This window comes from Xanthocytophaga agilis (assembly GCF_030068605.1).
GTDB classification, from domain to species: Bacteria; Bacteroidota; Bacteroidia; order Cytophagales; family 172606-1; genus Xanthocytophaga; species Xanthocytophaga agilis.
Genome location: NZ_JASJOU010000015.1, coordinates 212,559 through 239,189 on the forward strand (window position 1 = coordinate 212,559; position 26,631 = coordinate 239,189).

The window sequence follows — 26,631 nt, forward strand, 5'->3', positions numbered from 1 at the left end:
TAGTTAGTGTTGAACCAGCAATTGTTTGGTAATTATTTCATTTTCTTTTTTTATTCTAACCAAATAAAGCTCAGTACCAGGATGTGCAAAATCTATATTGATTTGATGAGCACCTGCTTCAAATTTTTTCGAGGCGACTTTTTTCACAATACGTCCGTTGGTGGTCACTAAATCAATACTTATATACTGCTCTTTTTCATTGTAAAACTCAACAGTAACATTACCATTGCTAACCGGGTTAGGATATATGTTCAACAAATTGCGCTCACTAGGAGAATCAACAAATTTCTCCTGTACAGAAAAAGTGCGGGCTGCAGTATTAGCAAACTCTATGTAGCCATTGCAGTGCATTATTTGGCTACTCCCTCCCCCACCACATCTTCCATTTGAGTAAAGAGCTGTATTGACAGCCTGATTTTCAGCTTGTAGAATAGTGCCGTTAATTTGAAGGTAATCAACTTCCACATCCCAGGTACCATTATCCGTTGTTACTTCCAACCGAACAGTTCCAGTTGCTGTAGAAGAGGCCGTATAGTTAGCAAATGCCGTAGTTAGGTTGAATGTAGAAATAACATTGCCATTGATACGTAATTGTAATTGAGCTCCAGCAGCCGTGCCACGAGCTCTAACAACAAAACTACGATTTGTACCAGGACAACTGGCAAAAGGGGCTGGCGCTGGACAACAAGCCAATGTAGGTTGTCCAGAGAAGTAGGATTTTAACCAGGTCATAGCTGGTCTATCGTTTCCATTGGCATAAATTATACCAGAGTCAGTACCTCCCGCACCTGCTTGTCCATTTCCATTAATCCAGGTAGAACCCTGGATATATCCCCACAAGGTAATACCAGCTACATGAGGATGTTCCCATGCCACGGGAATCAATCTGGAATATACATCTCTCTGTTTTGTTTCATTCGGATTCGCCGTTTGATCAAACTCGGTTATGTGAATGCTAACGCCAGTACTGTTCCAGATTTCATCAATACATGCCTTAAAGTTAGCAGCAGTTAAATTGTCTACACCATGTGCTTGCAAACCTACTCCATCAATCAGGTTTTTACGGCCATCTGTTAAGTTAGGTGCATTTTTCACGGCATTCACCATGGCAATATAAGGGGCACGGCAATTATTCCAATTCATTTCTACATTGTACTCGTTTATCAATAATGTGGAACTTGGAAAATATTTTCTGGCTAACTGGAAACACCAAATCACCCAGCCATATTGATTATTCAAATCACCAGCATTGGCAGGTTCGGCTTTGTAGCCAGCAGTAAGTGCTGCTTTTAAGTTACTCGGCATAGGAGTATTTACTGGCTCATTCAAAACATCAATCATTTTAATTCCTCCCAGTGGATTATAGTGATCAGCGCAAGCTTTAATATATGCTTGTACAGAAGCTGTCAGTGTAGCCGTACTCGCACTTGCTACCCAACCGGGTGTTTGTGCTCCCCAAACCAGGGTGTGATATTTAAACAATCCACCATTATTCTTTGCCCAGTTATAAGCCAAGTCAGAAGATGTCCAATTGTAGACACCTTTTGTCCCCTCTACTGAACCCCACTTTGAACCATTTTCACTTGTGGCTTGATTCCAGAATGAATTGTAATTAGACGGAACACTATATTGTAAAATATTACCAAAATATTTGCCTTTACACTTTGCGAGTTGGGCTTTAGCCGAATGGCCAGAAAGAAAGGAAAAGAAGGCTATCAGTAAAATATAGCAAACAGGTAAAGTTAAATTTGTTTTCATAAATAGATTTTTTTAGTCGTTAGTGAAAAAAGTTTGAAAACATCTAAGGGTTTATTCTGGATAAGGAAGAACAGTTGGTTAAAGCGATAAAATGAAAACCAATGGTATTAAATGCACACACATTTTGTTTGATCCCACAAGTCATATACTACTAGCAAAACTTTGCAGCCTGATAACAGTTGCATTGGAAAGAGAACATAAAGAGTTGCGCATCAATGTATGACCCTCCCGCTGCAATCATACGATGGATGCAGTTGGAAGAGATGGTAACTTATGGTCAGATTCTTTGTATCAGAAACTAGTCTTCAGTGGTAAAAAATGAATGAACCACATTAATAGGGATGATCTTAAGCAGATTAGTGCTTCGTTTGGTCACAGGCCATAACAATACGATACATTTTTTTATCGTATCTACTCAAAACAGTTTTTGTAAGGACGTTTTTTGAATAAAGCCTCCAAAACTAACTTTCCTTTTGAGCGTTTTTTATTTTAGAGAATTTTTCTGTAGTAAAGTTGAAAAAATACGGATTATGGTTAAAAATTTTGCATTAAACCTAGATCATAAGGAATTCGTATGTATGAACTATAATTTCCGTTTACTACACCTTGCATGAATACTTCGCAACGGTCAATGTTAGTTATTTCCATTAGCTGGTCACTCCCTGAACGTAAAATTTCCCCGTGTGAAACTTGATCTGTCCAATGTCCATTTCTTTCAGTTAGATTGGACTTTGCAGCCCAGGTTTCTGATACCTTCGTCCAGGTTCCATTTAAGTTACTTGCAGTCCATAGTTCAAAATACCTGCCTATATCTTCTACCATCATATAATATTTTCCATCCGCTTTGTTTCGGTATACATGAGGTGCTTCAAAGGTATCCGTGGCCACTATAGTAGGAGATTCCCAGCCATTCGGAAAATTAGCTATGGTAGTTCGTCTTCTTTTAATGGTCTTCGAACCATCTTGTGCAGAATAAAAACAGTAAACATAGCTATTATCAGCAATGCACCAGAAATCAATACCGTCATTAAAGCCCATTCCTTTTCCAGCTGCCCAACCACCATAATCGGAAACACTTGTATTGGTAGAATAAGTAGCTCCTAAACCAGATTGGTAGATAAGAAACCACTTGCCTTTCGCTGGAAAATTAAAAACTTGAGGCGCGCAAAAATACCCTCCTCCATTTAGAGAATTCATAAACCTGCGAGGTTCAGACTTCATATCAAACAAAGAAGGTGAATTGACATAGCCCATTTTCCATTGATTTCCGTCTGTGCCGGTGTAGAAAACATGCCACCGCCCCCCGTCATAGACCAATGAGGGATCTTTTACGGCTACAGACTCGAACGAACCTGCCGCTCCTTGTTCAAATAGTTTACCAGTTACACTCCACCGGGGATTGGGTATAGCACTTGTGGTTACGGATGGAGAAGAGTCTAAGTCGGTTGACTTATCGGCTAGTTTTATTTCTTGTTTGGTACAACTAGTAAGCACACTTAAAAGTGTCAATACACCTATACCTGAGGAGAATGCAATGTTTCTTTTCATACATTTTTTGTCTAAGATTAAAAAAATACTAAAAATGATGTATGTAACTATTGCTCGCATTACATAACTATACTTATTATAAGTATAACTATTTAATGTCGAAGTCAAATATAAGTTAAAATTCCGATAATGTGTCAATATGACATAATATTTTTTCTTTATTTTTTTCCTAATAAAACATTGATTTTACATGTTGAATCTGTCCCTTTTGTACAGAGGGGCTACCTCTTCAATATTTAGTTTTACTTAAATAGAAAAACCAATCGAGTAATAAAAGAGGTTGCCTACATTAGGTTTAAAGTCTCAGATGTGAATGAAGTAATTTTGTACCTGTATATACTTTGTAACACCTCTTTGTAATGCAATAAAAAGGTGGATATGTATCTTTGACGTATCTAAAACCACGCTTAATGCGGTTCGCTTTAAAGAATAATTTTCACAACTGCGAACCCCTCATTGCGTGAAAAGAGACACAATGCAATCAATAATTACTGGATAGTTTATTACGATGCTTTTATCTGGTCGCGACAAAGAAAACATTATTCGATTATTGCTATCAGGTCAGGAGGAAAATATCACACTTGGCTTGCAATTAGCCGAGTCTCAGAAAATAGATCTAACTGATTTTACAGAAGATATCAATATACTGGCGAAAGCAGTCAGATGTAGTTCATTTTCATTCTCACAAAAGCTATTAAAAATAGTTCAGTTGGAAGATTGTAACTTTTCTAATCCTATTCCTCTTTCCCTGATCTCTTATCTTGTCAGTCTGAAAAAACTTGGCTTGGTATTTAACCAACTGAAAACTATTCCCGAGGAGATACTAAACCTGATTCAACTCACTCATCTGAATTTAGAGAAGAATCAACTTAGTAAGTTGCCAGTTGAAATTGGAAAGTTGACTAATTTGAAAGAATTAAATCTGAGGGAAAACCCATTGACTTCATTACCAGAAGAATTTGGGAATCTAACTCAGTTAAAAACATTAAATCTGGGGAAAAATCAATTGAGTGAATTGCCACCAAGGATCTGGAATCTGAGACAGCTAAAGACACTGGAGTTATTTCAAAACCAATTACTTGAAGTACCTGACGAGATCGGAAGCCTGGCACAGTTAGATACACTTCGTTTAGAATCAAACAAGCTAACTTCTATGCCACCAGCATTCTGGACTTTAACCCAGTTGACTTTTCTGGGATTAACAGGGAACAAACTCAAGGCATTACCACCAGAAATTGGAAATTTAAAAAAGTTAAGAACATTGTATGTCGATAGTATTCAATTGACTAGTCTGCCAACAGAGCTATGGAATCTTACTCAGCTACAAATTTTAAGTCTTGGTAGAAATAAACTAGATATACTGCCTGCCGAGATTGCTAAACTCACCCGACTGGTTGATCTAGACTTACAACGAAATAAAATCAGCACACTTCCTGAAGAAATAAGCCAATTACCTATTCTTTCCAAAGTCAATCTTTGTAATAATCCTATTTCTGAATCAGAAAAAGAGCGAATTAAAATGTTGCTACCCCACTGTAAACTATATTTTTAAGCTTTTTATGCAGGTTGTCATTACTGAAAAAGAAAACGTTATTCGATTATTGCTTTCCGGGCAGAAAGAGAATATTACTCTTGGCTTACAGATAGCTAAATCTCTAAAGATAGATCTTTCAGATCTAGAAAACGATCTTTCTATTTTATTTGACTGGATAGGTAAGTATATAGCCTATTCTTTTGAGAGAAAGTTGTGGAAACTTCACCAAATCACTACACTTTATGGTTCTGACAAAAGAGCACCCCAGGTTCCTTCCCAGATTCAGTATCTGGTTAATTTATCTACACTAGCCTTACATACTCAATTGAGTTCTCTACCTGCGGAAATCGGCAAGTTGACACAATTGGAACAACTCTATTGTTCATTTAGCCAACTGGACTCTATTCCACCTGAGATTGGAAAACTCACCCGATTGTCGGTCCTGCATTTACGGGAGAATAAGTTAACATCCATTCCTGCAACCATTGGCAATTTGCGTAAAGTCGAGACTCTGCTCCTTGAAAAAAATAAGCTAACTTCTCTTCCAGCAGAAATAGGTAATATGGCACAATTAAAAGAATTGACACTACAACGCAATCAATTAACCACCCTACCCATCGAAATCGGCGACCTGACCAAGCTGGAAGACCTGCAATTATGGCAAAATAAGATTACCCACTTACCAAATGAAATAGGCAATCTGAGTAGTTTACGAAGCCTTCAATTGTCTCAAAATTTACTAACGAGAGTACCAGCACAGCTAGGCAAATTGCTTCAATTGTCATACCTCAGCCTCGAGGATAATCTGTTAACTTCACTACCAGCAGAAATAGGTAATCTCACGCAATTGTCAAGAATACATCTTGGAAAGAATCAGTTAACCACTCTGCCTATAGAAATAAGCAATCTTGCACACTTATCGCACATAAGTCTGGAATACAATCAGCTTACTTCGCTACCATCAGAGATAAGTAAACTCACACAGTTAAAATATATGAATTTATCACAGAACCAATTAACTCATCTTCCGGATCAAATAGGCAACCTGAGCAATCTTCAGGAATTGATTTTAATTAACAATCCCATGTCTGATTCGGAAAAAGAAAGAATCACATCTATGTTGCCACATTGCCAGATACGTTTCTAAGAGATGGAAAAAGAGAAAATGTCAACTAATTTTTTCCTGAACACCCAACTAACAGCGTTGATTGAGAAAGGCTTTTCCTGTATAGAATCTCATCCCTGTCACCATCTGGAATCAGGAATCCGTGAAGCCATCTATCTTGCATTAGGGGCACATCATGATCCCATTGCACATAAACGACGGAGGTTATTGGCACAGCAGGCAATAAATAAGGTAGCGCCTCTATGGTATACAACCTGGCCTCAGGATACATTGCTTATGCCTCTGTTGGATCGTTTTATCCGATACAAAGAAAGAAGAGTAGTTGAAAAAAATGAGTTCTTATACACTCAGCTTGATGAAGATTGGGAACGTATGTCTGCTTTTGCTGATAATACCTGGATTCAAGACCCTTTACATCGCAAACATCGTTTTGCAGAGTCAATGGTGGGCCTGACAGTAGTTCTTGCTACCGAGCTAGTCTTGTTTGATTCTTTTGTGACTAGTGAAGAGTCATTTCTACCCCAGAAAGATGAAGAGATTGACCTGATGGAGAATGAACTGCATTTTTATGCTGCTTTTGCATATGCCGGAGGACCTCCTTTCCCAATGCACTATTTTGGTACAGGATCTCCCGAGAAATACAAGGATTACTGGACATGGTGGCTCCAGGAAGCATTACCTTATGCCTGGAAAGAAGGAATGAATAAATAAGACTTTCTATATTTAGACACCTAAAACCAATAACCACCTTCTCTGAATATTCTAAATACTTAACAATCATTCTCCAATGAGACGAAAACGCTCGCATAGCTGGTGGGATAGCTTAAGCAAGGAGTGGAAACGCCATCTTCTTGACAATTGTGGGTATTCTGAGAAATCTGTAACTGAAGAAAACTTGTCATCAGTTATTAATCAGGTTCTTTGTATCACTCACCTACATCTCGGTGGCAACTATACAAATGCGTATATTGATACCCTGGAGCCATTACGTAGGTTAACATATCTGGAAGACTTGGATTGTTCGTTTCAGGAGTTTTCTTCTTTTGAGTCATTATCGCAGTTGCAATACCTGAAAACTATTGAGGCTAGTGATATTCACGCAAATGATTACAAGTATTTATCCGGGCTAAATAATCTGAAAATCTTTTCTGTTGCTTGTTATAGACCGGCTTCTATAGCCCCTCTGGCTCAGCTTCCTCAACTACAGCAGTTGACCTGCGAATTGAATACTCTTTTGCATGAACCTGGAAAAGGAATGGAAGAACTGGCACTATTTACCCAACTACAGAAACTTTCTTGCGGATACAACAAAGTTGTAACCTCACTACATTTTCTGAGGGAATATACCCAATTACAACAACTGAGTATACGATTGTCATTGATAGAAAAGCTCTCAGGAATTGAAGTATTGAACGGGACACTAGAACATTTGGATGCTGCGAATTCACGCTTACAAACGTTAGAAGGTATTCAAGAGTTGAAAACCTTGAAAAAACTCAATCTGAAACAATCACCTATAACATCCCTTGAACCACTTGTTCACTTGCCCCAACTAACACACCTGGATCTGGATGAAGTCAAACCGATTTCCTTTGCCTTTCTGAAAGAACTGTCCCAATTGCAAGAAGTAACACTTACTCTAATGCAGGATGTAGAACTACCAGATCTGGGGCATTTGTCATCCCTGAAATCATTAACTATTGATACAAAAGAGGACATTGTATTATCCTGGCTTGGAAAACTCACTCAACTGGAGTATCTGTCACTACCCGAAGCCTTGGTAGAAAAGTATTTTTCAGTGATCCGCGAGATGAAAACGCTCCGGAAAGTGCGATTAGGCGGTGTAATACCTTCTGGTGAAATCGAGAGAAGGCTAAAAGAAGCTTTACCTTTATATATGGTATTTTGATGTGTTTGGTTTGAATGGAATTGTTTTGAAGATCGGTTAGCTAATTACGCTGTATTTTTAATCACTCTCATGTTTTTACAATCTATCACACCTTTGCTTCCGCTTTGTCCTTTTATTGATTCGTTCTGGGTCTTTGAGAGTGACTTTGGTGTGCCCTATACCAGTAGCAGAATCATTGTGCCCAATGGTAAAGCTAAAATCATCATTCCTTATCTGAACGGATTAGTTGCAAAGGATGAATCAGGGATCCGGGAGCGAAGGGAAGGAGAAATTCACTTTGTTGGTAATTGGGATAAATCGGTGGTTATCAGTTCAACGACCCGTAAGACAGGAACCGTCATCATCGAACTTACTCCTGCCGGAGCTTATCGATTTGCTAAAATAGCCATGCAGGAGGTTTGCAACCAGATAATAAGTTTCGAGCAGTTATATGGCACATCAGGAAAAAACATTCAGGAACAAATTGGTAATACGGACTCCTTAGCAGCGAAGATTCAACAGATTCAGCAATTTCTGTTGTCTCAACTACAGACTCTCAATCAGCATCAGGTAATTGTAGACTTTTTAACTGATACAATTCTGAAATCGAAAGGACAAATTGAAATTAAGACACTCGAACAAAAAACAGGTTATTCCAAACGCTATCTGAGCCTGTTGTTTAATGAATACATCGGCATGTCGCCTAAAACACTGGCGGCTATTGTCCGGTTTCAGCAATTTTACCAATTGTGGGCCAGAACATCTTCGTCTGCTTTTTACAAAGAAGAACTGTATAAGTACTATTATGACCAGTCGCATTTTATCAAAGACTTCAAACGGTTTACGGGATATTCTCCAGTGCGTTATGCTGAAACAGACAATGAGTTTGGGCGGATTTTTTACAAAGAATAAGGCTTGGGAATGAAGCCATGTCAGCGTATTTCCCTTTTTTACAATACTACTGGTTTTGTTCTGTCCATCTTTGTGTCTGTACACTAAACCTTATTTCTGTACGAAACAATAGAGTGCCTAAACCGAAATAAGATCAGTTTTCAGCATAACGAAACAAACGTGTTTATTTTTTATCTAACTATCCTTACTCGATGAAAGCCAAACTTTTACTCCGACTCTCTGCCGGACTCAGCCTTTTCTTTGCCATTGGACATACCATTGGACATTATACCCGAAAAGATACTACCGACCCCATCAAGAAGTCCATTCTGCGCCAGATGGATGAGCAGGCATTTGACTATGGCGGTTCATTACGAAGCTTAGGGGATAATTATGAAGGGATAAGTTTGTTTCTGATTGTTATATTGGTACTGCTGACTATACTGTTGTGGCAGATTTCTGGTAATATCGAAGAGCACAAATCTCTCTGTATTTCGCTATTAATTCCCATTATGGGATGTTTTTGGGTGTTTGCTGTTTTGAGTGCTTTTTATTTCTTTATCGTGCCTGCTGTAACCTGTTTACTTGCTGGTATTCTAATTGGCTGGACATGCTTTCGGGCTTTTAACCAACAAAATATAACTGACCCTTCCATTTCTTAAAAAAATGCGGTCTATCTATCGATATGGACCGCATTTGTCAGGTTTATGAAAAGAAAATGATTATTCGTTTGTTATTCGAATCGATAGTCCTTTTTCTGTCAAAGATTCAATATGTTTTTCCCATTCTTCCAGAATCAGAGATGCCAGAGCTGTGTCCAGTCTATCACCTGATTGAAGAGTGTCCAGATGATTTTGAACAGAAGAGGCATTGGGTAGGGAGGAGAGAGAAAAGCAATGTTCAGGATTTACTACTGTATCAATCTGTATCCGGATACACAGAGGGGCTACATCATCTACCTGTAACTGATGATCTTCCCAGTAATTGGTACAATAGGCTTCGCTAAGTCCTTCATTGTCTGCGGCCTTCTGTTTCCGCTGATCGTCAGAATTAGCGGAAACAACATGCCCTCTGGCGAAGACTGTTGCTTTGTGATTTTCAGGTACTATGATTAGTATAATATCACCTGGCTGAACAGATCGGTTAGTTCCCTCTATCAACCAGCGATCGGTTCAGGTTTCTCCTTCCTGTGCCAGATAGAATAGATCATCTAAATCATAAAAGAAATCATACTTGTCTTTCAGAATGCGAATGGTCACAAAACGAATGGATTATATACCAAAGAAAGCCCTAAGGTAAAGCAAATCAGGAAACAGAACAATGGAGAAGGAAGTTTTCTTGAATGATATAGATAATTCTACCATTCTGATAGATGAATCAAAAAAATGAAGCTTTCAGATATAATTGTTGGAGAAAATCAAATAGAATTTGTTTAAAAGTCAATGATATAACGGATTCTAATCATTTAGCAACCAAGTTGTGAATTGTACTTTCGACATATATACAACCTGTTTACCATGTTATACTATCGACTTCTTTTTTTATTTATGCTAATACTGGGAGGCTCGTGTCAGTCAATCGATGAACCAGGTACATTAGTGCCTCCTACAGTAGATCAGGACCCCACCTTATCACAGATCAATGTGAGCGTTGCGGGGCACACCCGTAGCCTTCATTGCTTTACATATGGTAATCCTGAAAATCCGCCCTTATTTGTATTACATGGAAGCTATGATGAAATTCGTAGCTACCGGGTACTACAGATATTGTCTGACCGGTATTTTATAGTAATGTGGAGTCAGCGGGGGTGTGGACTCTCTGAACGGATTACAGAAGCTGAGTTTACATTTGCATCTCAGGTAGAGGAAGTGGAGCAGGTAAAGGCTCGATTTGCTCCCAATCGCCCGATTACATTATATGCTCATTCTATGGGGGGAGGAACTGCTGCTGCGTTTTCTGCCCGGCATCCTGAGCAGGTGCGTCAGCTGATACTGGGTGAGCCGATTGTGCTGCAAGGTTCAGCAATGGATAAAATATGGAAAGAACTCGTTGAGTTTGATTATACGAACAATGGTTGGAATGAGATGGCGCAAATGAATGATGTCTTACCCGCTAAAACGCACGAAGAGCTTGATTACAGAGCTTTAATGATGCTCAGGTCAAATATGACCAAATATTTTTGCGACCGAAATAATCCTCCTGCCTGGCCTGTATGGCGAATTGGGGGATTTGTAGAAATGATACGCAACAAACGAATGGGAAATGCACAGAGTGGCTTTACGTATGATTTTTCTGAAGGATTAAAGGTCTATACCAACGAAGTATTGATTTTGGGGGGAACATGTAGTGGTCTTGGGTATCGTAATCAGATTACCTACAACCAGCCATTGTTTACGAATGCAAAAGTGGTGAAGATCGAAAGTGCAGGGCATCGGTATCTGGCCGAGCAATTTGAACAGACCATACAGGCAATGAAAAGCTATTTGTATGAGTATCAGTAATTCTATGTTTTCCTGTCTAACTTCTTTCTGTCATGAAATTATATTATACATTACTTTACTATTGTGTTTTTTGTATTGTATTGAGTGTATCTGTCAGGGTACAGGCTCAGGTATATCAGTTGCCTGTACAGGCGCAGTCCAAACCTCACTTTGCCGGATTGGAAGTTAATGGCAATCCAACGCTGAAGGCTGGGGTTACTGGTGGCTGGCAACTGGCACCCAAAGGGAAACATACTCCATTGTTGATGGCTAGTTTGCGAACACCCATATTTTTAGTAAAGCATCCCGATACATTTGAAGCAGGAATAGGTATTGCAGATTATTTGACTATCCGCAACCAATGGGGCGTTACAGTGGCTTTATCCGGCACGCTGGCTACCACCCGAAACACCAATGCCCGGCTTACTACTTTGGGAACAGAGTTGGTTTTGTTGCCCGGCTATCGGGCTAATCGCTGGTATGCAGGGGCATGGTTGGGCTGGCAATATAAGCCTGTAGTTCATCTGCATCATAGCGAATATATCGAGGATACGTTTAAAGACAGATATAAAGATGGGAGTTTAGGTCAGGGACCTGTTAATGGATGGGTTGCTTTGCATGGATCAGTTATCCGGCTGGGGGCTGCAGCAGGCTATTCACTTAAATCCTATTCGTTTCATCTAAATGGCGGTTTCCAAAGCACTCCGGGTCCTTTGCACATTATTTCGTTGCCTGATGTAGGCATTCTTCCTTTTTTTGGAAGTATAAGTATTGTTCACCACTGGTAAAATACATTGTATGCTGAAGTATTCCCTCTTTCGTGACCTGTCTGTTTTTTTTCTGTTAATTTATGGGATTACCTGGCTTATCTGGTCGCCTTATTATGCTGGAGCTCTGTTTCCTTCTTCCTGGCATACAAGTCCGGTATTTCATCTGGCCGGTTCCTGGGGACCCTTACTGGCCTCTCTTCTTGCTACCTATTTTGTAAATGGAAAGGCTGGATTGCAGATACTGAGACAACGAGTGACACGAACCGGAACAGACCCCTGGCCATTGACTCTGGCTTGTTTTCTTCCCTTCGTGCTGCTTACATTCTCTATTCTTATTAGCGTAGTTGTTAATCAAACATCGTTTTCATTTCAAGGACTGGGTACATCCCGTGAAATACCTGGCCTTTCTGTGCCTGAGTTTGTAGGGATAAACATCCTGGTAATTGGATTAGGAGAAGAAATGGGGTGGAGAGGATTTGTGCTACCACGACTGCAAAGTGAGATGAGTGCCATGAAAGCAAGCATTCTTTTGTCTGTATTCTGGGCTATCTGGCACTGGCCATTGTTTTTCTATCCGTTGAGTGGTTATTACCATATGGATATTTTCGGAGTTGCAGGCTGGTTGTTCAGCCTATTGTTGGGTAGCATTCTGTTTACCTGTTTTTTTAACTCTTCCAGCGGAAGTGTACTGGTCTGTGCTGTTTTTCATGGAACGATGGACATTGCGTTTACATCCGACTTTGCCAATCCGAATCTGACCAGCTACAATGGTATGCTGATTACAATACTTGGCTTTCTTGTAACTCAGCGTTTTGGGGCTGAACACCTTGCCCGAAAAGACCGCGTTTGTCAGTATACAAGCTAGTTGTACCCAGACCTGATCAGAAGGCCGTACAGACATAGTCTGGTGTTTGGTCTTTTGATACCTATTGTGACAGATCACCAAAGTACAATCAACCAGCAGAGTATGTCATCGAACATAGTTAAGACCTGAGAGAGCAACAATCAGAATAAACAAAGCAATGCCTAGCCCAGCTACGATTCCCCACCCAATGGCCTTTTGTTGTCCCCGGATGCAAAGCCAGGATATACCTGCCAGGCTTAGTATAAGTACCGCTGCCAGCCAGTCCATAAAAATCTTAAAAAAGAAAGCGGTCCCTGCTATTAATAAAAGAATAGTAAGAAAGGCTGACAGTATAAACCTGATTAGCTGGCTAAATAATGAGTCACTGGAAGCAGACATACATCTGGTAGGATTACTACTTTATGATTAAAGACGGCAATATACTTGTAAAGCAGGGATAAGAGCAGAATTTGCGGCTTTTTTACGACTTGTATATACTTTGTATATGGTCTTTTTTTTTAAGGTAATGCAGCAGTTACATACCTTGCAGCCATTCCGGATAGAGAGGTTCTGTCTGTGAAAGGTCATTTCAGAAAAAAGATAAACCATGCGTAAGTCAGAGTTGGAGGTACTGCACAGATGGCAACTAGCCCAGGTAAGCCTGCATCTGGAAAAGGCAGGGTGGGAGGGGCGTAAAACCAACCTCTTGCTTGAAAGCGGATGGTGGGTGCCCTATGAAGCGGTTTTCGACTATTATGCTCACTCTTCTTTTCTGATTGTGTTGTATAATGCAGAAGAGGAGGCCATTGAGTTGCTGATCGAAGATCAGATTGGACGTATCAATTTTATATTTTTTCCCGGTGTGTGGTTTGAGCAGATCCTAACTACTATTGTTGCATACCAGCAACAGCTTTCCTGTGATTGTTATAAGGAATTTATAAGAGTTATACTCCTGCTTATTCCGGATGGAGTATATGTATATCAGAACGAGCAACGGCTTCGTCTGATGCCTGAAGCCTAACATCTATCTATATCATACAAACTATCTGCAATGAAAAAAAGTATTATTCTTCTGTTGTATTTTTTTACAATAATCACTTGTCAGGCTCAGTCTTCCAATGCATTTGTGAGGACAAATAACCTACTTGCTCAGAAAGATTTTTTTGCAGCCCGGGATCTCTATCATTCCAAGAAATCTTCCCTGAGCGAGGTGAATCGGCTTATTACAGAAGCCAATATCGATCATATCTTTAACCGGTTAAAATCCTCAAATCAGAAAATCGAATTGCTCTTTCAGAAGTATAACCATAGTATGTCTGATTCAGTAAAATACAAGTTATATAGTATTCGACAGATAAATCATGGGAAGCTATATGAGTACAAAGAAGCCTTTGCTGTTATAGACCAGTTACTTAACTCGTATAGCCAGTTTATGACTAACGAAGAGAAGCAGGATTTTGCCAATACCCGTCTCATATGGAAAGCGTTGTCCGGACAGCCTAAACAACAAATCCGAATTACAGAAGAAACTGCCTTAAAGATAAAAAGAGATAAGGCTGGACTGGCTACTATCCGGGTTACACATGGAAAGGACAGTTCAGCCTTTATTTTTGATACAGGGGCTAACCTGTCTACAGTAACCGAATCAATGGCCAAAAAATTTGGAATGCAGTTCCTGGAAGGTGTTATTGATGTGACTGCCATTACTGGCAACACCGTAAAATCACATATCGCCGTTTGTCCGGAAATAAATCTGGGACATATTCAGGTTCGTAATGCCGTTTTTCTGGTATTTCCGGACTCTGCACTTGCTGTACCTGCCATTCAGTATCAAATGCATGGCATTATCGGATTTCCTGTCATTGAGGCTCTGAGAGAGATACAGATCACGAAGTCTGAAGAACTCATTGTGCCTTTGAAATCTACAATATATGCCAGTCAGAACATGGCACTTGACTTTCTGACTCCGATCATCGAACTAAATGGTGATAGCTATACCTTTGATACGGGTGCAAACACTACCATTCTGTATCGAACGTATTTTTTAAAGCATCAGAAAGATATTGAGCAGAACTACAAGATACAGGAGTTACAATTTGGAGGGGCTGGTGGTACTATTCGCAAACAAGGCTATCAGATTACATTTTCACCCACTATTAATAACAAAGTTCTCAGAATGGATTCAGTACAGGTATATACAGATGTGATTAAAGCAGATGAAGGACATCTTTCAGGAAACATCGGACAGGATCTGATCCGTAGATTTGATAAGATGATAATCAGTTTTGCTTCTATGTCCATTCAGTTTAAGTAACTGTTTCCTGTTTTTATTATAAAGTTGTCTTATATACTTTTTAAAAGCTATCTGATCTGTCTATTATGACCCAACTCAAAATCTTTACCATATGTATTGGAAACGCATTTTACTATTTCTTCTTTTTTCTCAATATGGCTTTAGCACAAGCCTGCACACAAAACAACGCTTTGAAGTTGCCTATTATACATCTGTTAATGCTCCCGGACAAAAACTTATTGTGGTTTTTCCTCAGGAAGGGGCAGGATTTTTTCTGTTAGAAGAGAACCAGCATGTGCATTTGCTGAAAACAGATGACGAAGCTCATTGGCAAAACCAGAAGATACCATTACAGGATTCGCTGTTTGCAACATTGGCGTGGAAAGGGATAAGCTCTACTCCATCAGGAATCGGAATTTACAATATATTGACTCTGTACAAAAAAGATAAAACTTCCCTGGTATTTCAACGTACAGAGTCTCCAAAAGCTTTCAGAAGTCCAGCAAGTGCTTATTCCTATGGGAATGACACAGTTTATGGCTATATCTCATTTAAAAAGACAGACGCAGTTCACTATGATTTTACAACAGATATAAAAACAGGTAACTCTGAAGGAATGGGTTGCAATACAGCAGGTACGCTATTCTTTAAAAAAGGCATTGGCTACTTTGAGGATATTCTATTCGAGAACTCGCTGGGGGCTTGTCAGGCCATCTTCTGGTTTGGTGATAAAACGCTGCAGGTGTTTATGCTTTCTGATGCTTATTTCTGTGTGTGTCTTCCAGACGCTTCTCTTACAGGAGTTTATCAGCAGGAGTAGACGGAGAGACTATGCTATTAGTTGAAAGTTGTTTTGTTTATGACGTTCAGGAGCGTCTGTGAATGTCTCCCTCCTGAACGTTGATTTTAAGTAGTTCCTTTTCAAAGATGGCTACATATCGGGAGAATAAGGTAAGTCTGGATTAAGCAAAATGGGTTATAAAGTATAGTTCAGGATAAAAGCAATAAGTTTACTTAGTCGTTTTTCAACTTAATAGACAATCCTGCCTGGAGAATATATCCGTTGCCTGTTAAGGTGCGAATCGCTGTTTTTTCGCCTCCAATGGGGAATGTAAAAATAGTCCAGGGCACTCGCATGTTCTGATCATATAATTGAATTTTGCGTCGGAATACATATCCTGCTACAATAGAGAAATAAATGTTTTTGTAAATGGTATACTCTGTATATAGTTGTGCATTCCATTGCTTGAATTGTACAATCTGACTCTCATTGTATTTTCTACTCAGTCGGCTTGACGAGTTATCTACCAGAATCTGGGCTCCTAATGAAACCCGCTTGTTTAGTTGATATTCCAGTTTTGGCTTAATGGGAAACAGGCCCGACAGCGTCCATTGATCATTGATTTTCCAGTTTACTTCAAGAAACGGCATGATCACATTTCCAAAAAATTGCCGGGCATAGCCTGCCCCAAAGCCAATACTGGTTCGTTCAGAAAGAATACGTCTGAACCGAAATCCAGTGGCAAATCGGATGTCTTCCCTGCTGATATCTTTGAAGTCGGAATAAACGCCGGGTGTGATCGTTCAGGCAAATGAAAAGTTTTGTCGGATGGTACGTTGCCAGGCCATCTGAAGAGACAGTCTATGAAGAGCCTGTTGATTGACCACCGTTTTTCCCAACCACATTACCTCATACAACGGCCCTAACAGAAATCGTTTTTTTTTCCTGCAACAAAGGGCATGCGAAGTTTAACGGTTACCTGCTGAATAAATTCGGACTTTTGGTTTGAGTGAATAGGAGAGAGGGAATAGTGTATATCTGCTGGCTCAAATTCCTGAGGCCATGTCAATAGTGGTACTAGCAAGAGAAACAAGACAAGTATAGGTTTCATAAAAAGTTTTTATAATTGGATACCTGCTTATTAGTGTATAGAGGAGAGAGGAATAATTTTTCCATCCATCATCTCAATAATCCGGTCCGACTTACTGGCAAAATCGGTATCATGGGTCACTGTGATAATGGTTTTGCCATACTCTTTGCTAAGTTGCATAAACATGTCAAAGACAATGGCTGTGTTTTTACTATCCAGATTTCCTGTGGGTTCGTCTCCCATCACAATACTAGGTTCATTAATCAATGCCCGGGCAATTGCAACCCGTTGCTGCTGTCCTCCAGAAATTTTAGAAGCTGGTTTTAGTGCCTGTTCTGCCACTCCTAACATCTTAAGCTTTTCATACGCCCGGTGTTCGATTTCCTCTTCTGAATAATGACCAAGTCTGGATGCAGGGATCATCACATTTTTTAAACAGGAGAAGTCAGATAGCAGGTAGTGAAACTGAAATACAAATCCCAGATGTTTGTTTCGAAAGGCCGCCAACTCATTTTGGGTTTTGCCAGTAACCTTTTCTTCATTCAACATCAGTGTACCTTCATAATCCGTATCCATGGTAGAGAGAATATACAACAAGGTCGATTTTCCACTCCCTGACTTGCCTATGATAGATACAAACTCACCTGTCTGTACCTGAAAACTTACTTCCCGAAGTACCTGAAATGGATCGGGTGTATAGAAAAACTTTGAAATGGACTCTGCTTTTAAGGCCAGTATACGAGAGTGTATCTGACGTATAGTTGCAGATTGAGAATCGTTCATAAAATAAAGGGTGATGTCAAAGAGGATTGATGTAAGAGATCAGCCACGAATGATAGAGACTGGATCTACCTGGGAAGCTTTTCGTGCAGGAATATAACCTGCAAAAAAAGCAGTGATGATCCCAAATGAAAATCCTTGCAGATAATGCTTCAAATGAAAAGCAATGGGTAGATACAATACATTGCCCAGTCCGATATAGAACTTCGAAACCACCAGCGAAATCAACCATCCAAGACCTATTCCAAGAATTCCCCCGATAAACCCGATAAATAATGCCTGTTGAATAAAAATGGCAACAACATGTTTACCTGAAAATCCGGTTGCTTTCAGAATTGCAATCTCTTTTATCTTTTCGTAAATAGTCATATTGAGAATGTTATAAATCCCAAAGCCTGCTACAATTAAAATAGTAATCACAACCGAGTTTGCAATGACATCCCGTATCATACGGGCGGCAATGGATTGTTCATTGGCGCTCTGCCAGTCTTCTACCTGATACCCTATAAGGGCTTCCAGTTGTTTACCGACTGCTGGTGCATTCGTGTAATTTTTTATATTAATGTAAATATCTGTAATGTAGCTGCGATCCTTCTTCAGCAGTTGCTGAGCAATGCTTACATTGGTGTAACAACGTGTATTGTCAATGCTTTTGATCGTAGTCTGGAAAATTCCTGTTATCCGCAAACGTCTGACGGTTCCATTGGAGGCCGTTAGGGTGATATTGTCTCCCTTACTCAAATTCAAGTCTTTGGCCATCCCGTTTCCAATAAGACTACCATCGGGGGTATTCTGAAGTTCTTCTACTGTACCAGTAATCATTGTGGAGGTGATATCAAACATTTTGTCCTGTTCTATAATATCTACACCGGCTACATTCCCATTCTTTTGAATACTGGCATTGGAACAGATAACATTAGCTGTAACTTGTGGTGAGATCGCAATGATTTCTTTGTGTCCCTTAATGGCATGCAATATTGAGTTTGGGTTGTAAATCCGGTTGTCAGCGTTGACGAGCTTAGGATTACTAATCAGATTGATCTTATCCGTACCCAGGTAGTTGTTCAGCATGGCATGAGAACTCATCTGATTTTCACTGTAAAGTCGTATATGCGGCGTTGAGCTGAGCGTAACTTTTTCAAAATAGTCATTGTTGCCACTAATCAGTGAGTTCATAAAAATGAACATGGAAATTCCAAAGGTAATGCCAAGAGCAGCTAGTGCTGTCTGTTTTCTTCTACTCACCAGATAGGTGAAAGCAATTTGTGTGTTGATTCCTGCCTTCATGATTAGTATGTTTTAAGTATCTGATCGGTAGACCGGAGACCATTACGTACCTCTACCCATTCTGTGGAGACAATACCTGTCTGGATCAAGACAGTGTCATTGTGATTTTCTGCTTTTCGGATTACCTTTCCATTAGGGCTAAGGCAGGTTCTTGGAATAAGCAATGCTTTTTCTTTTTTGTCAACAATGATATTTGCCTGAAGCAGTGTACCTGCAATCAGAGAATGGGGCAGACTATCGAAAACAGCTTCTACCTTATAAGACTGAAGTTCTTCATTAAAATAGGGATATACTCTTGAAATCTTTCCGGTAAATGTTTTTCCTTTTTCTGTATTAAGCTCAACTAACACAGTTTGCTCTTCCCTGACCTTAGAAATACTGTTCTCATCCACATTCAGGGTAATCACCATTTGATCCGGATCGCCCAATGTTGCAATAGCTTCGCCTTTGCGAACCAACTCCCCTTCTTTTTTGAAAATTTCATATACTTTATAATGTGCTGGAGAAACTAACCGGGAATAGTTATTGGTCGAGCTAAGAGTCTGGTACTGACTTTGGCTATTGACGAGTGCTTGTTTAAGGTTATATCGGGTAGAGGAAATATTGGCTTTGATAGATTCTACATTGTGAAGAGAGCTTTCATACGAAAGTTGTGCCTTGTCTACCTCTACTCTGGCTACCGATTGGGTAGCACCAAGTTTTTGCATACGTTCTAACTGAACTTTATCCAAAGCCAGTTTTTCTTCAGCCGAACGCAGTTGTGCTTCAAGTTCCTGCAAAACTGGGGAGTGAGCAGACGCGTTCTGACGAGCTATGTTCAAATTGCTTCGGGCTGCCTGTTCCTGAATGGTATTGGTCTGCTGGTCCTGTACAAACAAAACCTGATCCGCGTTTACCATATCTCCTTCTCTGACAAAACTTTTTTCAGATACCCTTCATTAAAGGCTGTCAGTGTGAAAAAGTGAACCGGCTCAACATATCCTGTCGCAAAGACTGCTTCTGTAATGGGAGCTATGGAGGGACTGACCCATTCTTTTTTCTTTTTACCTGAACAACCCGCCAACACCAGACTTGTCAGCAGAATTAAAAATAAACAATAGGTAAATGCTGATCTTTTCATATAAACTGAATAAGTGAATATTAAAATACTTTATTCTGAATCTGGATCCGATAATGCTGAATCAGGTACTCTGACAGATTAGTCAGGTAATCATTTTGTCCGCTAATGTAGTCTGAGAAATAACGAAGACGTTCATCCAGTGAGAGGACTCCTTCATTGAGCTGACGGCTTGCGTGCTGATCATTCTGATGGTAGAGATCCATGATCTGACGGGATTTACCAAGTGCGCTTACTGCATTGTCATAAGCCAGACGAAGGTTTTCATCGTCCAGATCTGCCTGTTTCCGGATGGCTTGGTAATTCTTTTGTTTAAATTCCCAGTCAATATGTGATTTCTGGATCTGAAAAAGCCGGGATGAACCGACAAGGATGGGTATACTCAGACGGAGTCCCCAATATTGCTGAGGTAGCGTGTTGGCATTTCCGAATTTTAGCAATTCGTCTCCAGAGATCTGTGTATTCCACTGATAAACAGCCGACAGTATTGGAGTAAAAGATGCTTTGCTGGCTTTCCATGCCGAGTGAGCAAGCATAGATTGCGCATGAGCCAGTTTCACTTCCGGATGGGATGAGCTTTGTAAGGATACTGCCTGACTAGCAGGATCTGACAATGTTTCATGTAAGACCAGTGATTCCTGAACAGATAGTCCAAGCAATGCCTTTAATTTATTGAGAGATACTAATTTGTTGGATAGGGCAACCTGCCATGTTTGTTCTGCTTTGTTTCTGGTGATACAAGCTGTATTGACAGATGTTTCGCTGACCTGGTAGTGGTAGAAAATCAGCATTGCCGGCACCAACCGCCTTGGTTAATGATTCTGCACTTCGTGAGGTAGCCGCTACTTTGTAGCCTTCTGAAAGCAACTTTTTTACAAGAGATAATCCTAATCCCTTTGAGGCACCGGTTACAAACCAAACTTTTTTTGAGTTTTCCATTTTTTTGATTTTTGTTGTTGTTAAATAATTACACTACAAAGATGCTGTGCTAAAAAAAAATGGATGTAGCCGTATTAATGGTCGTTGTGCCGAAATCAACGATTAGGGTAAAAAATGATGAAAAAAGGAGATCTAAGGATGGATTTGTATAGTTAATAGAGAAAAGGATGCTTCAAATGTTTTAGTAGAGTTAGTATTAGTAGGGTTAGTAGGGGAAATCCTTTTTGAGGTGCGAAAAAAGATTGGAACAAATAGCCCGGCCTGACGGTGTGTCAATCATGGCTTTGCTTGAACTAATTGCATCTCGAGGTTCTGGTTACAAACGTGAATTCAGCATAGCTAAATAGACGAAAAATTAAGCTAAGGAGTTTGCGCCCTGATAATCAATTTATTATGCAAAAGATTATCAAAAAGAAACTCCTTTACAAAATGGATTAAAGGTGTTTAAAATCGGTTTTCTGCCACCAAAAACGCCTTTCTAATTATACACCCTTTTTGATTATACATCCTTTACTTGCTACGTCCTCGGTATCGGCTTGATAAGGCTGTTTTTCGAGTTTAGAGTAAAAATCAGGCCATTTGTAACGGAACCCTACCCTACAGAGAAGTATCTCATATTTTTATAATATATTGATAAATAAGGATTTTACAGCAAAAAACAAAACATCTTAGCTTAAATATTTAATAGCGAACTTTTGAAAAACCACAAATCATTGGAGCACTTCAACTCTAATTCCAATTGAAAATGTACTCTATATCCGGTCTGTAGTAATAGCTGGACAATTGAGCTTTTTAGCCAATGCTAGGCAAGCACAATCGCCTAAGCTGAGTCCATATTCCCTTGTTGCGTGTTTTATAAGACCAGTTTCATAGGCGGTACTACCATCAAAAGGAAGTTTGTACCAAAGTCTTCTAACATACTGCTTACTATCGTTCAGTGCTATAAAAAACATATGTATCCATCCGAGTCAATACATGTCTTCGCTCGAACAGATACACTAACTTGTTAGGCTGGCCTAATAGGTCGAAAAGCACACTTGTTTAAGTCATGTATTTGTCGGCAATTGGTGTACTTGCTAACGAATTACTTACCGATATTACTTACCAACTATTTTTTTGTGGTCTACAACTCCCCAATCCGCTAGCTCCTTAATAACGGTGTACAACATTTTGCCATGTTCTGTAAGCTCATATTCAACCAAATCCCTTTGCCCCGTTGTTTCCAAGTACTGGTCAACCATTTACCAACCTATACCGATAATCCTGGCAATTTATTCCGCAGCTTTCTTTTCTTGATAAAGTATAACTGAGGTTTCTGCTTTTTAATGGATTTTGGCCTACGTCCTTTCTTTTTATCCATCCGTCCCTTTACACTGTCCGCTAAAAGCCCTGCCTTGATACGCTCCCAGATAATATCCCTCTCAATTTGTCCGATTTTGTGTTCTTTGGTTTCTACAAACAGTAGTGTAACCACATAGCTGAACTCAAATAAAGGAAAGATCCTGTAACAGGCTATTAACCAAAGTCGCATCCTGTAAATCGAGGAGGTTAGTCAAGGAATTCCCTGTATAATACACTCTGATTAACAAAACATAAATTTATTAACCCCTTCTATTATGACAACACTAACCTTCACCATTTTGGCTTTTTTAGTTGCTGCTGGATTTTTCTTTGTAATCTTTAACGCATTCTTATCTTCGATAAGATAACGCTGAAAATTAATTCTAAGTTTTCAATTTGGAACTGGAGAAGACTTATAAGGTCCTCCAAAATTCAGACAGGGACCAAATCGAAAAATGTACTAGATGCCAGCCAGGTTCTACTTGTTACTGGCTTACTTTAAAACCTGCAATCGAGACTGTAAATTAAACCGTATTAAGTGAAAAAGATTTGTTTTTAATCGTTGAACTTCCGAAATAGACATCAAAACAATAGAGACGACAAGCCTAAACCGAATTCGTTCAACTGACCTGGTAGCGTTCGTTGTACTACGCTTATATGTACTACGCTTAACTATATTCCATATGATTATGCCCAAATTCCTTTTTAGTATGCTATGGCCTTGTTTGCTGGCAGGTTTTTGTTGCTTTTCACAATCCACACCCCAGCCCATAGGTCCCCTCCCCAACGAAAACCAGGTAAGATGGCAGAAAATGGAGTACTATGCCTTCATCCATTTTTCAATAAACACCTATACCGATATGGCCTGGGGCTTTGGTAATGAAGATCCCAGGCTTTTTAACCCCGAAAAAATCGATTGCCGCCAATGGGCACGCATTTGCAAACAGGCGGGCATGAAAGGAATCATTTTTACAGCCAAACATCACAGCGGATTTTGTCTGTGGCCTTCCCAATACACCGAATACTCAGTCAAAAATGTTCCCTGGCAAAATGGGAAGGCCGATATTGTACGCCAACTGGCCAATGCCTGCAAAGAATATGGGTTAAAGTTTGGCGTATACCTCTCGCCCTGGGACAGAAATCATCCCGACTATGGAAAGCCTGAATACATCACCTATTTCCGCAACCAGCTCACCGAATTATTAACGAATTATGGCGAAATTTTTGAGGTATGGTTTGATGGGGCAAATGGAGGGGATGGGTATTATGGCGGAGCAAATGAAACACGCAAAATCGACGCCAGGACCTATTACGACTGGCCTGCTACCTATAAACTGGTACGCAAACTCCAGCCCAAGATTGTCATCTGGAATGACGGGGGTGAGAGGGCTGACCTTCGCTGGGTGGGTACCGAAGCAGGGTATGTGGGTCAGACCAACTGGAGTTTACTACCCGCTACCGGCGATGTTTCTGAAAAAATGCTGCACCATGGAGTAGAGGATGGAAATGCATGGGTGCCCGGGGAGGTAAATACCTCTATTCGTCCCGAATGGTTTTATCATCCACGCGAAGACAAAAAGGTAAAAACACTTCCTGAGCTAATGGACATCTATTACCATTCCATTGGCCGGAATGCAACACTGCTGCTCAATTTTCCGGTTATGCCCAATGGTCTGATCCATGAAAAGGATCAAAAGGCTGCCTTGGATTTTGCCCAGGCGATCAAAGAGGCTTTTGCTGTAAATCTGACAGGTAAAGCTCAGGCAAAATCCACAAACATACGGGAAAACAACCCTGCCTTCGATGCCAGCAAGGCAATTGATACCGATCCGGAAAGCTACTGGGCTACCAATGAGAAGACCACGCATGCTCCACTGACGCTGACCTTTTCCCAACCGACAGCTTTCAACCGATTGATACTGCAAGAGCCCATAGCCTTGGGCCAGCGGGTCAAATCGTTTGTGGTCGAGGCATTGGTGAATGGCCAGTGGAAAGAAATTGCCAAAGAAACCACCATCGGCTATAAACGCATTCTTCGCTTTCCGACCGTAGAAGCCACTCAGCTAAAGCTGACCATTGATGATGCCAAGGCTTGCCCGTTGATTTCAAACCTTGAAGTCTACAAAGCCCCTCTGATTCTGACTCCACCCATCATCACCCGTGACCAGATGGGCAATGTCCATTTGCGGGCAGGGGACAGCGAGTCGGAACTGTATTACACCCTTGACGGTAGTAAACCAATGCCAGGAAAAAATAAATATACAACTCCGGTGAAAACCAATGGAGGCAAAGCAGCAGTAAAAGCGATCGCCTACAATCCATCAACCAAACAAAGCAGTCTTGCCAGTGAAGAAAGATTTGACATAGCGCGCACAGCCTGGAAGATTTTAAGCTCAGATGCCCAGCAGGCTTATCAAGTGGTGGATGGCAATCCGGCCACCTCATGGCATGGGGATAAAAGCGCCCAGCGGCCTGCCGATTTGGTCATTGATCTGGGCAAAGAAGAGTATTTGCAGGGCTTCAGTTACCTGCCAGACCAGAACTGGTGGGCGGATGCCAGCATCATTACCCGGTATCAATTTGAGGTTTCGGCAGATAACAAAAGCTGGAAACGGGTAAGTGAAGGCGAGTTCTCAAATATCAGGAACAATCCGTTCTGGCAAACCAAAACATTTGAACCGATCAAAGCCCGATATATCCGGTTGCGGGCTCTAAAAACTGTTGGAGAAGGTTCAGCACCAGGTTATGCAGAGATAGACCTCATTACTCGTTGATGGCTGTAATAGACTTTGTCGATTCATATCAGATCTGTTTTCAACTAAGTAAGTCAACTGAAAACAATTATATATCCCACGCATCATGCGCTGATAGTTACTAAAAGAATAATAGAACCCTTGTTAGTTCAGGCTAGCAAGGATTTTCCGCTTTTTTAGCTGTATTGTTGTGGCAACAGATAGCGTCTTTTTGATTTGGCTACAACAGCCCACCCCAATTCCACCAACCTCTAAAGTCTGGTCTACCAATGGTTTTCTTACTATAGTGGGATTATTTTTAGTTAGATAGAAAATAGGTGCTATTTTCTATCTGTGTTTAAATTCCTACTTCGGTATTTACATACCTTATCATAGAATAAAATTTATACCGTCGTTTATAGGAGAAGAGTCGTTTTTATATGGCCTGCACCTGATAAACTCACCTAAAACGCTACTATTTATCCAATAAAAAATAATAATATTAATAAGTTATTTGTTATTTCCAGGATAATTATAATTTTTGCATTTTAATTGTCAACAATACACGTATATTCTATTTAAAGGAATTGGATACTTCGTAAAATGCAGCTCAACAAGCAACCTACTATGGATAAAGGTAAAAAATGTCAAAACCCATTTTTTTACTGAAACAATATTCACTAAGAGACAAAAGGTAGTAATTCACTATACAGTATATTTTTTAGAATCTTTCATAGTCTAAGTTTATTTAATTCATACCCTTTTCTCCCCATGACACTTCAATCCGTTTCCCGTAGAAATTTTCTAAAACAGGCAGTACTATACACCGGAGTAGGCGCGATATCTCCATCCCTGCTTGCCGCGCCGAAATCTTTGTACCCATTTACCAGCTTTTCTAAAAAGATAAAAGAAGAAGATACAATACAAACATCTGCAGATACAGTAACACAACCAACCACTGTCACCAACGATTCTTTTAATCAGCTAACAGAACAGGAAACCAAAGAGGGATGGAAATTATTGTTTGACGGAAAAACAACCAATGGCTGGCGCGGAGCTTATATGACAACATTTCCCCAAAAAGGCTGGACAGTAAAAGACGGCGCACTCACTGTGGGAGCATCCAATGGAGCAGAATCCCAACATGGAGGGGACATTGTGACAAATGATGAGTATACCAATTTTGACCTTCGTTTTGAATTCAAACTGACAGACGGTGCCAATAGTGGTGTTAAATATTTTGTAGTAGAACAACAACCTAAACCCAAAGGGTCCGCCTTCGGACTTGAGTTTCAGGTATTAGATGACGATAAACATCCGGATGCTAAAAAAGGCCGAGATGGCAATCGTACAGTTGGTTCCTTGTATGATCTGATCACAGCCAAAGATAAAGCTGCAAAGCCTATAGGCGAGTGGAATGAAGGCCGTGTAC

At 40.1% G+C, this 26,631-nt stretch carries 28 protein-coding genes; 14 read left to right on the plus strand and 14 right to left on the minus strand.

Annotation, left to right across the window (positions count from 1 at the left end):
- Positions 1 to 3 precede the first annotated feature (3 nt).
- Both QNI22_RS31875 and QNI22_RS31880 read right to left on the minus strand, forming a co-directional pair.
- On the minus strand, positions 4 to 1,758 hold the full coding sequence (locus tag QNI22_RS31875) for an endo-1,4-beta-xylanase (RefSeq protein ID WP_314517270.1): 1,755 nt from the start codon (positions 1,756 to 1,758) through the stop codon (positions 4 to 6).
- Between the two features lie 534 nt (positions 1,759 to 2,292).
- On the minus strand, positions 2,293 to 3,306 hold the full coding sequence (locus QNI22_RS31880) for a non-reducing end alpha-L-arabinofuranosidase family hydrolase (protein WP_314517272.1): 1,014 nt from the start codon (positions 3,304 to 3,306) through the stop codon (positions 2,293 to 2,295).
- A 508-nt stretch (positions 3,307 to 3,814) separates the two neighbouring features.
- Between QNI22_RS31880 and QNI22_RS31885 the strand changes: the two genes are divergently transcribed.
- The 6 genes from QNI22_RS31885 (at position 3,815) to QNI22_RS31910 (ending at position 9,407) form a co-directional block, all read left to right on the plus strand.
- Positions 3,815 to 4,858, plus strand: a complete 1,044-nt coding sequence (locus tag QNI22_RS31885; RefSeq protein ID WP_314517274.1) for a leucine-rich repeat domain-containing protein — start codon at positions 3,815 to 3,817, stop codon at positions 4,856 to 4,858.
- Positions 4,859 to 4,865: 7 nt separating this feature from the next.
- Complete coding sequence (locus QNI22_RS31890; RefSeq protein ID WP_314517276.1) at positions 4,866 to 5,987, plus strand: leucine-rich repeat domain-containing protein; 1,122 nt, start codon at positions 4,866 to 4,868, stop codon at positions 5,985 to 5,987.
- Between the two features lie 3 nt (positions 5,988 to 5,990).
- Entirely contained in the window at positions 5,991 to 6,677 is a 687-nt protein-coding gene (locus QNI22_RS31895) for an Imm5 family immunity protein (protein ID WP_314517279.1), read from the plus strand.
- Between the two features lie 76 nt (positions 6,678 to 6,753).
- Positions 6,754 to 7,875 carry a leucine-rich repeat domain-containing protein gene (locus QNI22_RS31900; protein WP_314517281.1) on the plus strand — a complete coding sequence of 374 codons (1,122 nt, stop codon included), beginning with the start codon at positions 6,754 to 6,756 and terminating at the stop codon, positions 7,873 to 7,875.
- Between the two features lie 69 nt (positions 7,876 to 7,944).
- Positions 7,945 to 8,766, plus strand: coding sequence for a helix-turn-helix domain-containing protein (locus QNI22_RS31905; RefSeq protein ID WP_314517283.1), 822 nt, complete (start codon positions 7,945 to 7,947; stop codon positions 8,764 to 8,766).
- A gap of 191 nt (positions 8,767 to 8,957) precedes the next feature.
- On the plus strand, positions 8,958 to 9,407 hold the full coding sequence (locus QNI22_RS31910) for an LIC_13387 family protein (protein ID WP_314517285.1): 450 nt from the start codon (positions 8,958 to 8,960) through the stop codon (positions 9,405 to 9,407).
- A 60-nt stretch (positions 9,408 to 9,467) separates the two neighbouring features.
- On the opposite strand, the gene QNI22_RS31915 is transcribed toward QNI22_RS31910, so the two are convergent.
- The gene (locus QNI22_RS31915) at positions 9,468 to 9,905 is read right to left on the minus strand and encodes a hypothetical protein (RefSeq protein WP_314517287.1); all 438 of its coding nucleotides are present in this window, start codon (positions 9,903 to 9,905) and stop codon (positions 9,468 to 9,470) included.
- 357 nt (positions 9,906 to 10,262) lie between these two features.
- Between QNI22_RS31915 and QNI22_RS31920 the strand changes: the two genes are divergently transcribed.
- The 3 genes from QNI22_RS31920 to QNI22_RS31930 are packed head-to-tail and all read left to right on the plus strand — an operon-like array spanning position 10,263 to position 12,860.
- A complete protein-coding gene (locus QNI22_RS31920) occupies positions 10,263 to 11,246 on the plus strand; it encodes an alpha/beta hydrolase (RefSeq protein WP_314517288.1) in 984 nt (327 codons plus the stop codon).
- 32 nt (positions 11,247 to 11,278) lie between these two features.
- Positions 11,279 to 12,013, plus strand: a complete 735-nt coding sequence (locus QNI22_RS31925) for a hypothetical protein (protein WP_314517289.1) — start codon at positions 11,279 to 11,281, stop codon at positions 12,011 to 12,013.
- A 10-nt stretch (positions 12,014 to 12,023) separates the two neighbouring features.
- Positions 12,024 to 12,860, plus strand: coding sequence for a CPBP family intramembrane glutamic endopeptidase (locus QNI22_RS31930; protein WP_314517292.1), 837 nt, complete (start codon positions 12,024 to 12,026; stop codon positions 12,858 to 12,860).
- Between the two features lie 105 nt (positions 12,861 to 12,965).
- On the opposite strand, the gene QNI22_RS31935 is transcribed toward QNI22_RS31930, so the two are convergent.
- A complete protein-coding gene (locus QNI22_RS31935) occupies positions 12,966 to 13,238 on the minus strand; it encodes a hypothetical protein (protein ID WP_314517294.1) in 273 nt (90 codons plus the stop codon).
- A 208-nt stretch (positions 13,239 to 13,446) separates the two neighbouring features.
- Between QNI22_RS31935 and QNI22_RS31940 the strand changes: the two genes are divergently transcribed.
- From QNI22_RS31940 to QNI22_RS31950, 3 genes are all read left to right on the plus strand, one after another.
- The gene (locus QNI22_RS31940) at positions 13,447 to 13,860 is read left to right on the plus strand and encodes a hypothetical protein (RefSeq protein ID WP_314517296.1); all 414 of its coding nucleotides are present in this window, start codon (positions 13,447 to 13,449) and stop codon (positions 13,858 to 13,860) included.
- A gap of 30 nt (positions 13,861 to 13,890) precedes the next feature.
- Positions 13,891 to 15,153 (plus strand): aspartyl protease family protein, encoded by a 1,263-nt coding sequence (locus tag QNI22_RS31945; protein ID WP_314517298.1) that lies wholly within the window; start codon positions 13,891 to 13,893, stop codon positions 15,151 to 15,153.
- A gap of 91 nt (positions 15,154 to 15,244) precedes the next feature.
- Positions 15,245 to 15,952: a hypothetical protein gene (locus QNI22_RS31950; RefSeq protein ID WP_314517300.1), complete on the plus strand. Its 708-nt coding sequence runs from the start codon at positions 15,245 to 15,247 to the stop codon at positions 15,950 to 15,952.
- 194 nt (positions 15,953 to 16,146) lie between these two features.
- On the opposite strand, the gene QNI22_RS31955 is transcribed toward QNI22_RS31950, so the two are convergent.
- The 10 genes from QNI22_RS31955 to QNI22_RS31995 form a co-directional block, all read right to left on the minus strand.
- Positions 16,147 to 16,713, minus strand: coding sequence for a DUF6268 family outer membrane beta-barrel protein (locus QNI22_RS31955; protein ID WP_314517326.1), 567 nt, complete (start codon positions 16,711 to 16,713; stop codon positions 16,147 to 16,149).
- Between the two features lie 122 nt (positions 16,714 to 16,835).
- A complete protein-coding gene (locus tag QNI22_RS31960) occupies positions 16,836 to 17,024 on the minus strand; it encodes a hypothetical protein (protein ID WP_314517302.1) in 189 nt (62 codons plus the stop codon).
- A 30-nt stretch (positions 17,025 to 17,054) separates the two neighbouring features.
- On the minus strand, positions 17,055 to 17,786 hold the full coding sequence (locus QNI22_RS31965; protein WP_314517303.1) for an ABC transporter ATP-binding protein: 732 nt from the start codon (positions 17,784 to 17,786) through the stop codon (positions 17,055 to 17,057).
- A gap of 39 nt (positions 17,787 to 17,825) precedes the next feature.
- Complete coding sequence (locus tag QNI22_RS31970) at positions 17,826 to 19,070, minus strand: ABC transporter permease (RefSeq protein ID WP_314517306.1); 1,245 nt, start codon at positions 19,068 to 19,070, stop codon at positions 17,826 to 17,828.
- A gap of 2 nt (positions 19,071 to 19,072) precedes the next feature.
- The gene (locus QNI22_RS31975) at positions 19,073 to 19,969 is read right to left on the minus strand and encodes an efflux RND transporter periplasmic adaptor subunit (protein WP_314517308.1); all 897 of its coding nucleotides are present in this window, start codon (positions 19,967 to 19,969) and stop codon (positions 19,073 to 19,075) included.
- Entirely contained in the window at positions 19,963 to 20,190 is a 228-nt protein-coding gene (locus QNI22_RS31980; protein ID WP_314517311.1) for a hypothetical protein, read from the minus strand. The genes QNI22_RS31975 and QNI22_RS31980 overlap by 7 nt, the downstream gene beginning before the upstream one ends.
- Positions 20,191 to 20,210: 20 nt before the next feature.
- On the minus strand, positions 20,211 to 20,846 hold the full coding sequence (locus tag QNI22_RS31985) for a TolC family protein (protein ID WP_474004536.1): 636 nt from the start codon (positions 20,844 to 20,846) through the stop codon (positions 20,211 to 20,213).
- Positions 20,847 to 20,856: 10 nt separating this feature from the next.
- Positions 20,857 to 21,126 (minus strand): SDR family NAD(P)-dependent oxidoreductase, encoded by a 270-nt coding sequence (locus QNI22_RS31990; RefSeq protein ID WP_314517313.1) that lies wholly within the window; start codon positions 21,124 to 21,126, stop codon positions 20,857 to 20,859.
- A gap of 1,097 nt (positions 21,127 to 22,223) precedes the next feature.
- On the minus strand, positions 22,224 to 22,367 hold the full coding sequence (locus tag QNI22_RS40400; protein ID WP_419836253.1) for a winged helix-turn-helix transcriptional regulator: 144 nt from the start codon (positions 22,365 to 22,367) through the stop codon (positions 22,224 to 22,226).
- Between the two features lie 8 nt (positions 22,368 to 22,375).
- Positions 22,376 to 22,657: a hypothetical protein gene (locus QNI22_RS31995; protein ID WP_314517314.1), complete on the minus strand. Its 282-nt coding sequence runs from the start codon at positions 22,655 to 22,657 to the stop codon at positions 22,376 to 22,378.
- A 499-nt stretch (positions 22,658 to 23,156) separates the two neighbouring features.
- Between QNI22_RS31995 and QNI22_RS32000 the strand changes: the two genes are divergently transcribed.
- Entirely contained in the window at positions 23,157 to 25,241 is a 2,085-nt protein-coding gene (locus QNI22_RS32000) for an alpha-L-fucosidase (protein WP_314517316.1), read from the plus strand.
- Positions 25,242 to 25,970: 729 nt separating this feature from the next.
- Positions 25,971 to 26,631 (plus strand): 3-keto-disaccharide hydrolase (locus QNI22_RS32005; protein ID WP_314517318.1); only part of this gene is annotated, 661 nt, incomplete at its 3' end.

Bases quoted from the DNA above. Each gene is read 5' to 3' on its own strand.
- QNI22_RS31895 (WP_314517279.1), top strand. From the start codon at position 5,991: ATGGAAAAAGAGAAAATGTCAACTAATTTTTTCCTGAACACCCAACTA.
- QNI22_RS31990 (WP_314517313.1), bottom strand. From the start codon at position 21,126: ATGGAAAACTCAAAAAAAGTTTGGTTTGTAACCGGTGCCTCAAAGGGA.
- QNI22_RS31980 (WP_314517311.1), bottom strand. From the start codon at position 20,190: ATGAAAAGATCAGCATTTACCTATTGTTTATTTTTAATTCTGCTGACA.
- QNI22_RS31995 (WP_314517314.1), bottom strand. From the start codon at position 22,657: ATGCGACTTTGGTTAATAGCCTGTTACAGGATCTTTCCTTTATTTGAG.
- QNI22_RS31905 (WP_314517283.1), top strand. From the start codon at position 7,945: ATGTTTTTACAATCTATCACACCTTTGCTTCCGCTTTGTCCTTTTATT.
- QNI22_RS31920 (WP_314517288.1), top strand. From the start codon at position 10,263: ATGTTATACTATCGACTTCTTTTTTTATTTATGCTAATACTGGGAGGC.
- QNI22_RS31960 (WP_314517302.1), bottom strand. From the start codon at position 17,024: ATGAAACCTATACTTGTCTTGTTTCTCTTGCTAGTACCACTATTGACA.
- QNI22_RS31965 (WP_314517303.1), bottom strand. From the start codon at position 17,786: ATGAACGATTCTCAATCTGCAACTATACGTCAGATACACTCTCGTATA.
- QNI22_RS31940 (WP_314517296.1), top strand. From the start codon at position 13,447: ATGCGTAAGTCAGAGTTGGAGGTACTGCACAGATGGCAACTAGCCCAG.
- QNI22_RS31885 (WP_314517274.1), top strand. From the start codon at position 3,815: ATGCTTTTATCTGGTCGCGACAAAGAAAACATTATTCGATTATTGCTA.
- QNI22_RS31950 (WP_314517300.1), top strand. From the start codon at position 15,245: ATGTATTGGAAACGCATTTTACTATTTCTTCTTTTTTCTCAATATGGC.
- QNI22_RS31930 (WP_314517292.1), top strand. From the start codon at position 12,024: ATGCTGAAGTATTCCCTCTTTCGTGACCTGTCTGTTTTTTTTCTGTTA.
- QNI22_RS40400 (WP_419836253.1), bottom strand. From the start codon at position 22,367: ATGGTTGACCAGTACTTGGAAACAACGGGGCAAAGGGATTTGGTTGAA.
- QNI22_RS31945 (WP_314517298.1), top strand. From the start codon at position 13,891: ATGAAAAAAAGTATTATTCTTCTGTTGTATTTTTTTACAATAATCACT.
- QNI22_RS32000 (WP_314517316.1), top strand. From the start codon at position 23,157: ATGCCCAAATTCCTTTTTAGTATGCTATGGCCTTGTTTGCTGGCAGGT.
- QNI22_RS31925 (WP_314517289.1), top strand. From the start codon at position 11,279: ATGAAATTATATTATACATTACTTTACTATTGTGTTTTTTGTATTGTA.
- QNI22_RS31910 (WP_314517285.1), top strand. From the start codon at position 8,958: ATGAAAGCCAAACTTTTACTCCGACTCTCTGCCGGACTCAGCCTTTTC.
- QNI22_RS31970 (WP_314517306.1), bottom strand. From the start codon at position 19,070: ATGAAGGCAGGAATCAACACACAAATTGCTTTCACCTATCTGGTGAGT.
- QNI22_RS31890 (WP_314517276.1), top strand. From the start codon at position 4,866: ATGCAGGTTGTCATTACTGAAAAAGAAAACGTTATTCGATTATTGCTT.
- QNI22_RS31935 (WP_314517294.1), bottom strand. From the start codon at position 13,238: ATGTCTGCTTCCAGTGACTCATTATTTAGCCAGCTAATCAGGTTTATA.
- QNI22_RS31880 (WP_314517272.1), bottom strand. From the start codon at position 3,306: ATGAAAAGAAACATTGCATTCTCCTCAGGTATAGGTGTATTGACACTT.
- QNI22_RS31875 (WP_314517270.1), bottom strand. From the start codon at position 1,758: ATGAAAACAAATTTAACTTTACCTGTTTGCTATATTTTACTGATAGCC.
- QNI22_RS31975 (WP_314517308.1), bottom strand. From the start codon at position 19,969: ATGGTAAACGCGGATCAGGTTTTGTTTGTACAGGACCAGCAGACCAAT.
- QNI22_RS31900 (WP_314517281.1), top strand. From the start codon at position 6,754: ATGAGACGAAAACGCTCGCATAGCTGGTGGGATAGCTTAAGCAAGGAG.